The organism is Desulfovibrio legallii, from assembly GCF_900102485.1.
GTDB lineage: Bacteria > Desulfobacterota > Desulfovibrionia > Desulfovibrionales > Desulfovibrionaceae > Desulfovibrio > Desulfovibrio legallii_A.
Map to the genome: position 1 here is coordinate 24,295 of NZ_FNBX01000002.1, position 13,008 is coordinate 37,302.

Annotated in this window: 14 protein-coding genes; 2 read left to right on the forward strand and 12 right to left on the reverse strand. The window is 68.7% G+C overall.

Annotation, left to right across the window (positions count from 1 at the left end; all coding sequences use genetic code 11):
• Positions 1 to 219 precede the first annotated feature (219 nt).
• On the forward strand, positions 220 to 510 hold the full coding sequence (locus tag BLS55_RS01355; RefSeq protein ID WP_257243084.1) for a hypothetical protein: 291 nt from the start codon (positions 220 to 222) through the stop codon (positions 508 to 510).
• Between the two features lie 368 nt (positions 511 to 878).
• On the opposite strand, the gene BLS55_RS01360 is transcribed toward BLS55_RS01355, so the two are convergent.
• The 12 genes from BLS55_RS01360 to BLS55_RS01415 form a co-directional block, all read right to left on the reverse strand.
• Positions 879 to 1,706, reverse strand: coding sequence for a prephenate dehydrogenase/arogenate dehydrogenase family protein (locus tag BLS55_RS01360; protein WP_092152557.1), 828 nt, complete (start codon positions 1,704 to 1,706; stop codon positions 879 to 881).
• A complete protein-coding gene (locus BLS55_RS01365) occupies positions 1,703 to 3,106 on the reverse strand; it encodes a 3-phosphoshikimate 1-carboxyvinyltransferase (protein WP_092152559.1) in 1,404 nt (467 codons plus the stop codon). The genes BLS55_RS01360 and BLS55_RS01365 overlap by 4 nt, the downstream gene beginning before the upstream one ends.
• Positions 3,107 to 3,111: 5 nt before the next feature.
• Positions 3,112 to 4,359 (reverse strand): prephenate dehydratase, encoded by a 1,248-nt coding sequence (pheA, locus tag BLS55_RS01370; RefSeq protein WP_092152560.1) that lies wholly within the window; start codon positions 4,357 to 4,359, stop codon positions 3,112 to 3,114.
• Positions 4,360 to 4,361: 2 nt separating this feature from the next.
• A complete protein-coding gene (locus tag BLS55_RS01375; RefSeq protein WP_092152561.1) occupies positions 4,362 to 5,342 on the reverse strand; it encodes a 3-dehydroquinate synthase II family protein in 981 nt (326 codons plus the stop codon).
• A gap of 1 nt (position 5,343) precedes the next feature.
• Positions 5,344 to 6,141 carry a 2-amino-3,7-dideoxy-D-threo-hept-6-ulosonate synthase gene (locus BLS55_RS01380; RefSeq protein ID WP_092152563.1) on the reverse strand — a complete coding sequence of 266 codons (798 nt, stop codon included), beginning with the start codon at positions 6,139 to 6,141 and terminating at the stop codon, positions 5,344 to 5,346.
• 365 nt (positions 6,142 to 6,506) lie between these two features.
• Positions 6,507 to 7,580, reverse strand: coding sequence for a DHH family phosphoesterase (locus tag BLS55_RS01385; protein WP_092152564.1), 1,074 nt, complete (start codon positions 7,578 to 7,580; stop codon positions 6,507 to 6,509).
• 9 nt (positions 7,581 to 7,589) lie between these two features.
• Positions 7,590 to 8,474 carry a cobamide remodeling phosphodiesterase CbiR gene (gene cbiR, locus BLS55_RS12360; protein ID WP_306806873.1) on the reverse strand — a complete coding sequence of 295 codons (885 nt, stop codon included), beginning with the start codon at positions 8,472 to 8,474 and terminating at the stop codon, positions 7,590 to 7,592.
• Positions 8,471 to 9,424 (reverse strand): sulfotransferase family protein, encoded by a 954-nt coding sequence (locus BLS55_RS01395; protein ID WP_092152565.1) that lies wholly within the window; start codon positions 9,422 to 9,424, stop codon positions 8,471 to 8,473. Before BLS55_RS01395 ends, cbiR begins: the two co-directional genes overlap by 4 nt.
• 41 nt (positions 9,425 to 9,465) lie before the next feature.
• Entirely contained in the window at positions 9,466 to 10,038 is a 573-nt protein-coding gene (locus BLS55_RS01400) for a hypothetical protein (protein WP_092152566.1), read from the reverse strand.
• Positions 10,039 to 10,247: 209 nt separating this feature from the next.
• Positions 10,248 to 10,559, reverse strand: coding sequence for an HU family DNA-binding protein (locus tag BLS55_RS01405; protein WP_373886017.1), 312 nt, complete (start codon positions 10,557 to 10,559; stop codon positions 10,248 to 10,250).
• 293 nt (positions 10,560 to 10,852) lie between these two features.
• Positions 10,853 to 11,695, reverse strand: a complete 843-nt coding sequence (gene murI / locus BLS55_RS01410; RefSeq protein WP_092152570.1) for a glutamate racemase — start codon at positions 11,693 to 11,695, stop codon at positions 10,853 to 10,855.
• A gap of 52 nt (positions 11,696 to 11,747) precedes the next feature.
• Positions 11,748 to 12,635, reverse strand: a complete 888-nt coding sequence (locus BLS55_RS01415) for a sulfite exporter TauE/SafE family protein (RefSeq protein ID WP_092152571.1) — start codon at positions 12,633 to 12,635, stop codon at positions 11,748 to 11,750.
• Between BLS55_RS01415 and BLS55_RS11775 the strand changes: the two genes are divergently transcribed.
• Positions 12,634 to 12,963, forward strand: coding sequence for a hypothetical protein (locus tag BLS55_RS11775; protein WP_143339492.1), 330 nt, complete (start codon positions 12,634 to 12,636; stop codon positions 12,961 to 12,963). The two genes, BLS55_RS01415 and BLS55_RS11775, sit on opposite strands and share 2 nt — an antisense overlap.
• The last annotated feature ends 45 nt before the right edge of the window (positions 12,964 to 13,008 follow it).

Consider the following 13,008-nt stretch of genomic DNA (forward strand, 5'->3'; position numbering starts at 1 on the left):
CGACCGGGATGCGGGGTCTTTTGCCTTCTGGCAGCGTCAGGAGCCCGTTTCGGGCCGGGGTTGCACCAGGAGCGTACTATCCCCGCCCGGGCGGGCGATCCCTACCGCCGTCGGAACGTCGGCGCAGCGCGTGCCGCCGCAGGCGCCGCGTCTGTGCGCGGCCTGTTCGGCAGGCCGTTCCCCCTCTGGTTTTCCCCCAACAATGGAGGAGGCCTCCCTATGTTCTTGCAGCGTTTGTTTCCGGCAGCCGTTTCCCTGCGTGGGGCAGCGCTTCTGCTCTGCGCCCTGGCGTTGATCGCGGCCTTGGGCTGCGCCCCGCGCCAGCAGCGGCCCTTGACCTTTGAAGAGCAGCAACTGCGCATGGCCGAGGCCCAGTGCCGCCAGGAAGCCAGCTCCATGAACCCCGAATGGCGCGGCAACAGCCGTTACTTCCCCTGGCGGGCCTATTTTGAAATGTGCATGCACCGGCTGGGCGTGACGGATGCGGAGCTGAAGACGCTCTGGTACTAGGCATTGCAACTTTGCAATGCCCTGGCGGCTGCATGAGCAGACGCCCGCCGTGAAGGCGTAAGCGCAATGTATTTGCGCTGGCAAGCGCCGAAACGAGCGTGCCGTAAACTTTGAGTATGTCTGTTCTCAAGGGTAATCTGCTCTGGCGCTGCGGCAGCCATCGCAATCCCGGCAGTTATCCCGTCGGCGCGCTGTCCGTTGTCCGAGCCGGCGTGACCTTTCCCCTCTCGGCCATGCCTTTCCTGGGGCGCTTGTGGGCCGGGCTGCTGCCTTCGACGCAGCTGATGAAGCTGGAATCCTCCACCGCGGTCATGGGCGCGCCGGCCGTCGGGCAACTGCCTGCCTTGTGCGCCTTTGCGCTGCAGGGGTTACTCTTTGTCTTCGTCGTCGGGCCACCACCAGCGGGCGCGCTGGCAGAGCAGGTCCACGTCGCCGGCGGCGGCCAGGTTGAGCAGCTGGCGGTACTGGCGCACGGCTTCGTAGCTGTGGGGGTTGGCCTCAAAAAGGCCGGTGAACAGGGCGGCGTCTTCGGTAAGCATTTTGCGGGCCGCGTCCCGCCGCCGCCGGAAAGAGGGCGTGAGAAAGGGCAGCAGGTCGTCCTGCCCGGCCAGGAGGGCGAAGTAGGCCAGATTGGTGATGAAGTTCATGCTCTGGATGCGGGCCATGGCCTCGTCGTGCTGGCGGGCCGTGGTGCGGAAGGTCTGGAAGCCCAGAGCGCGGAAGAAGCCCTCCACCAGCGGAAGGGCTGTGTCGCCACCGTGTCCGGCAACGCGGCGGCCGGGCACGATGGCCACGGGCAGGGGGCCGTGGGGGTCCGGCTTGGGGCCGAAGAGGGGGTGCGTGCCCACCACGGGGCCAGGCCAGGCGGCCTCCATCTGGCGCAGGGGGCGCTCCTTGACGGAGGTAATGTCGGCCAGCACGGCGCTGGGCGGCAGGTGCGGGATAAGGCTGGCGAGAACGGCGGGCACCACGGCGGCGGGCACGCAGAGCAGAACCAGGCCCGCGTCCGCGCAGGCCGGGGCCAAGGCGGCGGGGGTCAGGGGCTGGTCCACGCCGCGGGCGTTGAGGCCCGCAGCGGCGGCGCGGGCCAGCAGCATGGCCCCCATGCGCCCGCGGGAGCCCACAAAAAGCAGGGGGAGGGCGCGGTCAAAGCCCTCGGTTGCGGCGGGCTGGGGGATGGTTGGGGTGCGGCTCATGCCAGTTGCTCCCAGACGTTCCAGAATTGCGGGAAGGATTTGCGCACCACGGCGGGGTCGTCCAGGCGGGCGCGGACGTGGGTTTCGGGTTCGCGCAGGTCCAGAAGCGCCAGGGACATGGCCATGCGGTGGTCGTCGTGGGCGGAGAGGGCGGCGTCGGCGGGCAGGCAGGGGTGGTCGGGCTTGCCGTGCCCGCGTCCGGCCAGGCCGTGCACCAGAAGGCCGTCGGAGAGCTGGTCCACGGTCACGCCCGCCTTGGCCAGCTCTGTGGCCGGGGCGCTGATGCGGTCCGATTCCTTGAGGCGCAGGTGGGCCACGTTGCGGATGCGGGTGGAACCGCGGGCAAAGGCGGCCAGCACGGCCACGGTGGGCACCAGGTCCGGGCAGTCGCCCATGTCCAGCTCCACGCCGTGCAGGGCCGAGGGGTGGACAGTGACGGCATTGGCTTCCGTTTCCAGGCGCGCGCCCATTTTTTGCAGGATGCCCAGCAGGGCGCGGTCGCCCTGGAGAGAGGCGGGGTTGAGGCCCTCCACCCGTACAGGGCGGCGGCCCAGGGCCCCGGCGGCCAGAAGGTAGGACGCGCCGGACCAGTCCCCTTCCACGTCGTAGACGCCGGGCCGGTAGGGGCCGGGGCGGACCGTAACGCGCAGACAGCCGGGCTCGGCGGCCTTGAGCTCGCGCCAGGCCCCGGGGGGCAGCGCCTGCCAGAGGACGTCAGGACAGGGGCGGGTTTCCACGTCAAAGTTCAGGCCGAAGGCTTCCAGGGCCTGCAGGGTCAGGCCCACATAGGGCCAGGACACGGCCTTCTGCCCACAGAGGGATACGGCTAGGGGGGCGGGCAAAAGCGGCGCGGCCAGGAGCAGCCCGGAGAAGAACTGGCTGGAGCGCTCCATACCCAGCTCCACCTCGCCGCCGCAGAGGGCCGGCTGCAGGCCCGCGGCATGGATGCGCAGGGGCGGGCAGCCCGGCTGGCCTTCGTAGCGGATGTCCGCGCCCAGAAAGCGCAGAGCCTGGACCAGCTCGTCCATGGGGCGCTGGTGCAGGCGGCCCGCGCCGTGAACGTGGAAGACGCCACGCCCGGCGGCCAGCACGGCCGTGAGCAGGCGGCAGGTGGTGCCGGAAGCGCCCACGTCGCAGTCCAGAGGGGCGGCGTCCGTGCCGCCCTGTGGCCGTCCGGCCGTGCCGGCCACCTGCCAGCAGCCTTCACCCATGCCGGGCAGGGGGGTGAAGCGCGCCCCGGCCGCGGCAAGCACGGTGCGGGTGCGGTCCGTATCGTCGCTGACCAGGGCGTGGCGCACGGTGGAAACGCCGTCCGCCAGGGCCGCGCCCAGAAGAAAGCGGTGGGAAAGGGATTTGGAGGCGGGCGCGCGCACCGCCGCGGGGGTAGAGGTCTGGCTCATGGGGTTCAGTGCTCCGGTTCTGCGGCGTTGAGGTCCAGGCGGTCCAGCTGCGGGCCCGTGGGGTAGCTGCCCAGGATGCGGAAGCTGGTGCAGGCTTCGTGCAATTGGGTAAGCAGCGCGGCGTAGCGCGGGTCTTCCAGGTCGCATTCCACATCCACAAAGAAGACGTACTTCCAGCACTGGCCGCGCAGGGGGCGGGATTCCAGCTTGCGCATGTTCACGCCGTGGCTCGCCAGGAGCTCCAGCACGCCGGAGAGCGCCCCGGCTTTGTCCGGCGTGGTGAAGAGCAGGGAGGTTTTGTCCGCGCCGGTGTGGCCGGGCTGGGGGCCGCTGAGGCGGCCGCCGTGGCGGGCGCTGCTGGGGCCGATGATGACAAAGCGCGTCCAGTTGCCGGGCTCGTTTTCAATGCGCCGGGCCAGCACGCCCAGGCCCAGCAGGTCGGCCAGCTTGCCGTGGCCGATGGCCGCGGCGTCGGGGCTGGAGGCGGCGCGCTGGGCTGCGGCGGCCGTGGATTCCACGGGCACCAGGGCCGCGCCGGGCAGGTGGGCGCGCAGCCAGACCCCGCATTGGGCCAGGGGCTGGGGGTGGGAATAGACCGTGCGCACGGCGGCCAGGGAAGGCGCGTTGCTCAAAAGGCAGTGCGAAATGCGGGAAAAGAGCTCGGCCTGGATATAGACCTCGTGCTTGAGGAAGAGGTCAAAGCTCACGCCCACGGTGCCCTGCAGGGAATTTTCCAGGGGCGCCACGCCCAGTTCGCACTGGCCGGAGGCCACTTCCTCAAAGACTTCGGTCAGGTCGTTGCAGGGATGGAAGCGGGCGGCGTGCCCCAGGTATTCCACCCCCGCGAAGTAGGAGAACGTGCCCTCGGGACCGAGGTAAGCCACGTTCTGCGGGCGTTGCAGGGCGCGGGAGGAGGAAAAAATCTCGCGCCAGATGGCCCGCAGATGGTCTTCGGGCAGGGGACCGGGGTTGTGGGCGGCCAGGCCGTCCAGCACTTCTTTTTCCCGCAGAGGCTTGAAGATGATGCCCGGCACGTCGGCCTTGATGCGGCCCACCTCCAGGCTCAGGGCCGCGCGTCGGTTGCAGAGGGCCAGCAGTTGGCTGTCCACGCTGTCGATTTCCTTGCGGATGACGGCCAGACGGGCCTGAGGATCCGCCGGGGCGGCCGCGTCGGCGGTTGCAGGGGCCTGGTCCGCGGCGTGGGCGGCCGTTGCGGCGGGCGTTCCGCGCCAGTGGCTGGTGCTGTCGTCCATGCCTAAACCTCCTGGATGTCTTCGCGTACGCGCATGCCGAAGTGGCGACCGGCCTCGTCCAGACGGCAGAGCACCGCATCGCCGGGCTTGAGGCCCACCACGCTCACGGGCGTGCCGTCGGGCGCGGTCAGGCGGATGGTCTCGGCATTCTGGAGGAAGACCGCGCCGCTGCGGGGGCCGTCTTCAGTTTCCGCCTGAGCTTCAATGAGCAGCATGGGCCGCACCTCAATCTTGACCCGGCCCAGCGTGGCCAGGGAGGCCGCGCCGTCCGCGTCCACAATCAGCACTTCCTGCCCGGCGCGCAGTTCGCCCAGGTAGGTGGTTTTGTCGTGGGGCAGACGGGCGTAGGCGTGCACAGCCCCGGCGTTGACCCGGAAGGGCCGGGCGGCCACATATTCGTTGTGCTCGGTTTCGGCGTGAACCAGGAAGGTGAAGGCGCTGGAATTGCCCACCAGCAGGCCCTGGCCCCGGTGCAGCAGCGAGAGGGTGTCCGCGCAGACGCGGTGCCCCAGGCCCACGGATTCCACGCGGGTGACCACGGCGGGCAGGAGGTTTTCGCGCGGCTGGGCCAGCTTGCACTGGGGCACGACCTCCTTGAGCAGCGGGGCCGGGCCGGAAAAAACAATGCCCGCCACGCCGCGTTCCAAAATTCCCGCGGCCAGGCGGGCTTCCTCCAGGGTGCCGGCCTCGGCCAGCACCGCGTCGCTCTGGGCCAGGAGGTTCTCCACGGGGATGACCTCCCAGCCGCGGGCCAGCGCCACGCGCTCGCCCTGGCGCAGGCGGGCCAGCACAGCCTCCTCGTCGGCCTTGGAGGCCAGCGTGGCCAGGGGGGTGTCCTCGTCGGCCCAGACCGAGCCGCGGGCCAGGCCCGCCACCTGCTCCACATGCTGGCGGGGGGCAATAATGCCGTCCACGCCCGATTCCAGGGCCAGGGTTACGGCGCTTTTGTCAAAGGGCACACAGCGAAAGTAGATGCGCGACATGTTATTCCCCCACGATGGTCAGGGCCTGGTCCACATCGGCATCCTGGTGCACGATGGCGCGCAGGGCCTTGACCAGGGCCACCCGGTTGGGGTGCTGGAAGACGTTGCGGCCCACGGAAATGCCCGCGCCTCCGGCCTGGAGGGAATCGTAAACCATCTGGAGAATCTGGCGGGTGGAATCCATGCGCTCGCCCCCGGCGATGACCACAGGCACGCAGCAGGCGGCCACCACTTCGGCAAAGCTGTCCACATCGCCGGTGTAGGGCACTTTGACGATGTCCGCGCCGAGCTCCACGCCCACGCGGGCGCAGTGGGCCACCACGGTCTTGTCAAAGCCGTTCTGCACCTGCGGGCCGCGCGCGTACATCATGGCCAGCAGGGGGATGCCCCAGTTGTCGCAGGATTCGGCCACCCGGCCCAGGTCGGCCAGCATAAGGCGTTCGTTGGGGTCGCCCAGGTTCACATGCACGGAAACGCAGTCCGCGCCGTGTTTGAGGGCCTCTTCCACCGTGCCCACCAGGGTTTTGGTGTTGCCGTATGGGGAAAGGGCGGTGGAAGCCGAAAGGTGGATGATGAGGCCGATGTCGCTGCCCGCGTTGCGATGGCCGCAGCGCACCAGGCCCTTGTGCATGAGCACGGCGTCCGCGCCGCCGGTGGCCATGTCGTTGACGGTTTCGCGCATGTCAATAAGGCCTGCCACCGCGCCCACGGTGACGCCGTGGTCCATGGGCACGATGATGGTGCGCCCGTCTTCGCGGTCGATAATGCGTTCCAGCCGGATTTTTTTGCCCAGATACATGGCGGTCTCCTTCCCTCTGCTGCGGTTGCGCGCGGCGTGTCCGCGCGGGTAGGGGAAGCGGGCCCGGCCCTTTCCGGCGGCCGTTACAAGAAAAGGGCCGCCGGCGGTTTGCCTGCGGCCCTTTTGAACTTCCCAACTTTTTTACGGCGTCAGCGAAGCTCCCGACCACAGGCTCCCATAAAGTACGCAAAGTAGTACCAGCTAAAGAAGCCGGCGGCGTAAGCGGAGGTGTGGTTAGGGGCGATGCGTTGCATGACGTGTTCCTGCATAAAAGCGTGAGAGGAGAATTACGCGCGGCCTGTGGGCTTGTCAACCCCAAAAATCCCCAGGTGGCAAAAAATCTGCGCGCCGCTTCCCGCAGGGCTTCAGCTTTCGGCGGCTTTGGGGGCGGCTGCCGGGGCGGCGTCCTGCCCGGCGGGCGGCGCAGGCGCGGCGGTCTGGCGGGGGCGCAGTTTGCGCGTCTCCAGTCTTTTGAGGACAAACTCCGCCGTCTTGACGCCTTCGGGCACGGCCTCCAGAGGAAACTCGGCCCGGCCCAGGGTGCGGTGGCCCCCGGCCTGGCCCACGTCGTAGAAGCAGGCGTCGGCCAGGCGGCCGATGTCCCGCCCGCCGTCGCCGCGGAAGATGACAATGACGGTTTTGCCCACAATGCCGCTCACGGCGATCCACTTGAGACCGTGCACGCGGGTGAAGAAGTCGGCCACGGCCACCAGCAGGTCTGCGCTGTTGACCTCGTTGAGGCAGGCGTGCGCGCCCGCGCCCCGGCAGTCCGTCAGCGAGCGGAAGGCGCGGGAGAACAGGGGCAGCCATTCACGCAGATATTCGCTGCGCATGATGCGGCGCAGCACATTGTTGTCCGCATGGCGGGAAAGCCACTGGTAGGCGCGGAAGTCGTCCTCGCCGCCGGAGCGCTCAAAGGCCGCGGTGTCCGTGCGGATGCCGTAGAGCAGGGCCGTGGCCAGACGCGGGCCGGGGCGCACGCGCAGGCCCTGGAGGTAGCGGGTCATCATGGTGCTGGTGGCCCCCACGCCGGGGCGGATGTCGTAAAAGGACGCCGCGTCCGGGGCGGCGTCGGCCGGGGCGGTCGGCAGGGGGTGGTGGTCGATGATGCAGTCGAAGGCCACGTCCTGGAAGGCTTTGTGGTGGTGGGGCTGGGAATCCACCAGGGCGAAGCGGGTGTACTGGCAGGCTTTTTCCGGCTGCCAGGGCTTCACCGGGATGTTCAGGTAGCGGATCATGGCCAGGTTGTCGGGCCGGGTGACTTCGTTAACGCGCGCAATATCCACGCTGTGCACGCGGGGGATAAGAATGCGCTTGAGGGCCAGTGCCGAGGCCAGGGCGTCCGGGTCGGCATTGATGAGGATGCACCAGCGGTCGTCCTTGTTCAGGCTTTGTCGCCACTGCTTCATGTGGGCGACAAGCTCTGCATTGCCTGTCATGTCATATCCTTATGCGGTTCCTGGTCCGGGGAGGGCCCCTTGGGCCAATGCAGCCAGAACGGGCAGCGAAGCGGCCAGCCCGTCCCACTGAAAAATTTCCGCCAGGTGTACGGCCGTGCGCGGCGCGCGGACCATAAGCCCGGCGGCCGTGCGGACTTCCTCCGGGGTGAAGGCCGTGAGCGGCCGGTGTCGGTCGCCGCCGTCCGGGGCGCTCCAGTGGAGCAGCTCCGCTTCTTCCGGCAGGGCGGAATGCAGCAATCGGCACTGAGCATAGCCCAGGAGATGCCCCACGTCCAGGCAAAGACGCAGATTATGGTCGGGAAGGAAGCCCCGCCCCAGGGCGGCAGGGTCGCAGACGTCGATATTTTCCACCAGAAGGGGCGGGCCGCCCCCGGCCTGCCAAAGGGCGGCAAAGTCCGCCAGCAGGCGGCGCTGGCGGGCGGGGGCCCCGTCCGGCGGGTGCAGCACGGCCAGGCGTGGCCGCAGGTAGGCCGCCTTGGCCGCCACGGCGCGGGCCAGGGCCACGCAGGGGGCCGCCGGGTGCGCGCCTGCGGCGCGCGCGGGCCAGGGCAGGTCCACGGGCAGATGCACATGCCAGCGCAGGGGCAGGCGGGCCAGGGCCGGCGGCAGGTCGGCCGGTCCGTAGGCCAGGCAGGCGCGGGCCTCAAAAAAGCAGAGCCCCACCTCGTCCACCTTGCCCGCCAGAAAGCGGGCGTTGGCCGCCACAGTGCCGGGCAGCACAAAGGAAGGCGCGGCCAGCCGCCCCGCCAGGGGGTGCACGGCCAAGGGCGCAGCCTCCGGCTGTGCAGGCGCCCCGCCAGCCGGGCTGTCGGCCGGGCCGCGATCGGGGCCGCCATGCGGGCCGTTGTGTGGGGTGGGCCTGTTGGAGCTCATGGCCGCGCGCCCTCTGGCGGGGCGGTGGGCCGCGGCGCGCCTGCCGGGGGCGGCGGCAGCCGTCGCATGGTCGCCAGCCATGCGCCCAGAGCGCGGGCGCAGGCCGGACTTTCCAGATCGTCAAAAGGCGCGGGAGGCTTGTTGTCCGGGCCGGAGCGCAGGGCCGCATAGATGCGCCGGGCCAGCGCGCCCCAGGGGGCCGGATCCGCGGCCGCGTTCTGCGCCTGCCCTTCGGGCGCGGGGGCCCCTTCCGGATCTGACGGGGCATCCTCTCCCCGGTGATGGCAGAGGGCCGCGTCCAGAAAATCGTTGCAGAATGCGGCGCGTTCAGCGGCGTCCACAGGCCGGTTCAGGAAGAGGGACAGCCGCTCCAGGGCCGTCTGGGGGGCGCGCAGCAGGGCGTCGTAATCCGCCAGCATCCGGGGCAGACCCGCGCTGCCCGTGAGCGCGCCCAGGGTGTGGGCAACCCAGAGGGCCTGGCTGTGTTCCGCGCCCAGGGCGTCGCGCCGGGCCAGGGAGGCGGCCACGCTCTGCGGGCTGCGCAGGCAGATGAGGCAGTGCGGCCGCAGCCCGGCCGCCGCCAGCACGGGCCGCCAGAAGGGCATGAGCAGGCTGAGGCGCGGATCTTTGAGCCCGACGGGCGCATCCGCAGCGCATTTTTCCCGCAGCAGGGCCAGGGCTGCGGCCCCGGCTTCGCCTCCGGCCAGGCGGCGCTGCTCCAGGGCGGGGGGCGGCGGCCAGTGGCTCCAGCTCGCGCCCAGCAGGCGCAGCAGCTCTTTGTTGCAGGCGTAAACATCCGCATCCTCAAAGAATCCTTTGGGGTTGCAGGGCAGGGGCGGCAAAAGGCGCGCGCCCAGGTCCGCGCCCAGCACGCGCAGGGCCCGGGCCCAGGCGCTGGTGCCGCTGCGGTGCATGCCCAGCACCAGGATAAGCTGTGCCGTTTGCGTCATGAAGCGTCTCCTCAACGGGCCTTGTGCGGCGACGGGCGCGCTCAGAGCGCCAGCACCACGAACAGAACCCCCCCCTGCATGAGCGCGGCCAGGCCCAGGGCCAGCCAGCGCTTGCCGCGTGAAAGGCTGCGCGGCGCGTGTTCGGCGCAGAGGGCCAGCATGCCCTGCACGGTCCGTTGCAGGGGCCAGAGCAGCGCCAGGGCGGTCCAGAGCAGCCCTGCCCAGGCGAACCAGCGGATTTCCCCCACGCTCCAGAAGTGTTCCAGGGCGCTGCAGAGGTTCAGGCTGCCCGCGCCAAAGGCGTTGGCGATGGCCTCCACCCGGTCCAGGGCCGCGCCCTCGCTGAAGGCGAGCCCCATGCCCAGAAACAGGCCCAGCAGCGCCAGAAACAGGAGCAGAAACAGCCAGACGGTATGCAGCTGCCATTGGGCGTGGGCTGCCCCCACGGCCTCTTCCCCACGAATGCGGGCCATGCGGCGCAACAGCAGGGCCAGGGCCAGCACGGGCAAAGGGGCCAGGGCCAGCCGGGGCGCCCAGAGCGCAAAAGAACCCCCCGCCAGCAGGAGATAGTCTAACCAGAACAACCAGGGGGTGGAAAGAGCGGCTGCGGGCACGGCACCTCCGGAGCGGACGCGCTCGATTTGGGCAAAGATTTTAGCAAGGCTATATAAAGAAATGTATTGCGTCCAGAAGTAAAATTACGGTCCCTCGCGCAGGCCCGCCCCGGCATTGCCGCAAGCCCTGGCACGTCTCTCGCAAAAAAAGGAAGGGCGCCGCCTCCCTCTGGGATGCGGCGCCGCAACAACGGAGACAAAAACCAAGACTACTTGATGGCGTCTTTCAGCCCCTTGCCGGGCGTAAATTTGGCAACCTTGCTGGCGGGGATGGTGATTTCCTTGCCGGTGCGGGGGTTGCGGCCCTTGCGGGCGGCGCGCTCCACCACTTTGAAGCTGCCGAAGCCGGTAAAGGTCACGGATTCGCCGGCGGCCAGGGCTTCGCGCAGGGCGTTCACCACAGCGTCCAGAGCTTCTTCGGCTTTGGCTTTGGTAGGCAGGCCGGCCTTGGCATGGATTTTTTCAACAAGCTCAGCTTTTGTCATGATGCTTCTCCAAACGGATTTCGGTTTCTTGTGCAGCCGGCCCGGCGGGGCTGGACCGGGGCCCGGGGCTGACGACGGCAGGCGACGCGGGGGGCGCTGTCAATCTGGGTCGGCCCGGCAAGAACGCGCCACGGGATAAGGCCTCTGGCCGCGTCAATCGCGGTCGGACTGTCCCTTCCTTACGTGAGGCCCCCTCTCCTGTCAACGAAAAAGCGCAGAATGCCGCGCCCTCTCTGGCTTTTAGGCCCTCGCGCCTTTTTGTCCGGTTTTCTTCGCGGTGACGCTTTTTACAAATTTATACAATAGTTAAAATATGTTGTATAAATTTGCTAGAGGTCCACCAGGGCTACTTCCGCGGGGTCCAGGGCGCGCCCCAGAAAGAGGCTGCCCGTGCGGGCAAAGCGGGCCGCGTTGTCCGTGGTAAGGAAGCGGCAGCGCGCGACGGCGGACGGCGGGCCGGGGCGCAGCAGGCCTTGACGCTCCAGGGACGCGGCTACCCAGGCCGCTGTGGTGGCTGCGGAATCCACAATGCGCACCTCAGGCCCCACCACCTGCCGCAGGGCCCCCAGCAGGAGCGGAAAATGCGTGCAGCCCAGCAGCAGGGTGTCCGGCGCGTCGTCCGGGCGGGCTTCCGGCGGGGGAAAAAGGTCGCTCAGGTAGCGGCGGGCCACGCTTTCCACCACGGGGCCGTCCATCCAGCCTTCCTCGGCCAGGGGCACGAAGAGGGTGCAGGCCCGTCCCGTAACCACGGCCTCAGGCCTGAGCCTGGCTATGGCCCGCTGATAGGCCCCGCCCGCGATGGTGGCCTCGGTGGCGATGACCACAATGCGGCCGTTGCGGCTGGCCTTGGCGGCAGCTTCCGCGCCCGGCTCCACCACGCCCAGCACGGGCAGGGGGGCCAGAGCCTCCCGCAGGGCCGGCAGGGCTGTGGCCGTGGCCGTGTTGCAGGCCACCACCAGCATTTTGACGCCCATGTCCACCAGGGTGCGGGCGGCCTTGAGCGTGTAGCGGACAATGGTGTCGCGGCCCTTGGTGCCGTAAGGCAGGCGGGCTGTATCCCCAAGGTAGACAAGGTCTTCATGGGGCAGGCGGGCGTTGAGGGCCTTGAGCACCGTCAGGCCCCCCATGCCGGAATCGAACAGCCCCACGGGCAGCGTGGCGGTATCGTGCATGGCGTGTATCCTTTATGCCGCGCGCAGGCTGCCTCTGGGGCGGCGCGCGGCGCTACACACCTTGGCCCAAATAACGCAGGGCTGTAAAGAGCAAAACCGCCGCCAGAAGAACCTTGAGCGCCAGGGCGGGCACATGCTTCTGGCAGCGCGCGCCGAGGTAAACGCCGCACAGGCCGCCCAGCCCTACCAGCAGGCCCATGCGCCAGTCCGGGGCCACGGCCAGATGCGGATAAAAGGGGGCGAGCAGGCTGTAGAAGCCCACCCCGGCCAGGGAGGTGAGCCAGGTGGCCAGCAGGGTGGCCCCGGCCACCACATGCACGGGCAGGCCGAAGCAGGCTACCAGGAAGGGGGCCATGATGGCCCCGCCGCCGATGCCGTAGGCCCCGCCCACCAGGCCCACCGCAAGGCTCAGCAGCGCTAGCTTGCGGGTGGAGACGCTGTAGCGGACCTCCTGAAACGCGAATTCCAGCACGCGGCTGTTCCAGGCGAGCACATGGCAGCACGAAAGGTCTCCCGCGGGCTTTGGGGCGGGCTTGCGGCCCCGCTCCCGCCACAGCAGGCGCGCCATGCGGCCCCCCATGTAGAGCAGAACCAGCCCGGCAAAAATGCGGAAGCGGGCTGGGTCCGGCAGTAGGGTGAGGCGGATGACGGCCCCCAGAAAGACCCCCGGCAGGGTGCCCAGGGCCACGGTGAAGGCCAGGGGCCAGAGCATGCGGCCCTCGCGCCAGTAGCGCCAGACGCCCGAAGGACAGGCCAGCACGTTGAAGAACTGGTTGGTGGAGCTCACGCTGGGGTTCACATAGCCCAGCACGCTCATGTGGAAGGGCAAAAGCAGAAAGGCCCCGGAAATGCCCCCCATGGACGTGACGAAGGAAATGCCCAGGGCCGCGGCAAAGGGAACAAGGGGGTGGCATTCGATGCCTGCAGTGGGAAAATACATGGAAGCCCCCTGGTTTGTCAAAATCTGTAAAAAATTATTTCAAATAAAACACGAAATTATTTATTTTGTTCTTCACGGTTTTTATAATAAGCGTGATTATATGATTTGTCATCCCCACAAGGCGGGGTTTCCCCCTGATTCAGCAGCGCCTGTTTGCAGAGTGGTTCGGGATTGTTGCCTTTTTACGGCTGAAAATTTTTATGCGGGGGGCAGGCCGCGGCGGCTTCCGGCGGCCGGGCGTTACGGTGCGCCGGGGCCTGCGGCCGGGCCGCGCGGCCGCGCGTTGCCTGCCGAGGCGGAAAACGCTATAGTCCTGCACCGCAACTGAAGGCATACGACCGGCGCTTTCCCCCCGTTTTGCGCCGTCCACACA

Bases quoted from the DNA above. Each gene is read 5' to 3' on its own strand.
- pheA (WP_092152560.1), bottom strand. From the start codon at position 4,359: ATGGACGACAGCACCAGCCACTGGCGCGGAACGCCCGCCGCAACGGCC.
- BLS55_RS01365 (WP_092152559.1), bottom strand. From the start codon at position 3,106: ATGAGCCAGACCTCTACCCCCGCGGCGGTGCGCGCGCCCGCCTCCAAA.
- BLS55_RS01360 (WP_092152557.1), bottom strand. From the start codon at position 1,706: ATGAGCCGCACCCCAACCATCCCCCAGCCCGCCGCAACCGAGGGCTTT.
- BLS55_RS01375 (WP_092152561.1), bottom strand. From the start codon at position 5,342: ATGTCGCGCATCTACTTTCGCTGTGTGCCCTTTGACAAAAGCGCCGTA.
- BLS55_RS11775 (WP_143339492.1), top strand. From the start codon at position 12,634: ATGGAAGCCCCCTGGTTTGTCAAAATCTGTAAAAAATTATTTCAAATA.
- BLS55_RS01355 (WP_257243084.1), top strand. From the start codon at position 220: ATGTTCTTGCAGCGTTTGTTTCCGGCAGCCGTTTCCCTGCGTGGGGCA.
- BLS55_RS01395 (WP_092152565.1), bottom strand. From the start codon at position 9,424: ATGACGCAAACGGCACAGCTTATCCTGGTGCTGGGCATGCACCGCAGC.
- BLS55_RS01385 (WP_092152564.1), bottom strand. From the start codon at position 7,580: ATGACAGGCAATGCAGAGCTTGTCGCCCACATGAAGCAGTGGCGACAA.
- murI (WP_092152570.1), bottom strand. From the start codon at position 11,695: ATGCACGATACCGCCACGCTGCCCGTGGGGCTGTTCGATTCCGGCATG.
- BLS55_RS01380 (WP_092152563.1), bottom strand. From the start codon at position 6,141: ATGTATCTGGGCAAAAAAATCCGGCTGGAACGCATTATCGACCGCGAA.
- cbiR (WP_306806873.1), bottom strand. From the start codon at position 8,474: ATGAGCTCCAACAGGCCCACCCCACACAACGGCCCGCATGGCGGCCCC.
- BLS55_RS01415 (WP_092152571.1), bottom strand. From the start codon at position 12,635: ATGTATTTTCCCACTGCAGGCATCGAATGCCACCCCCTTGTTCCCTTT.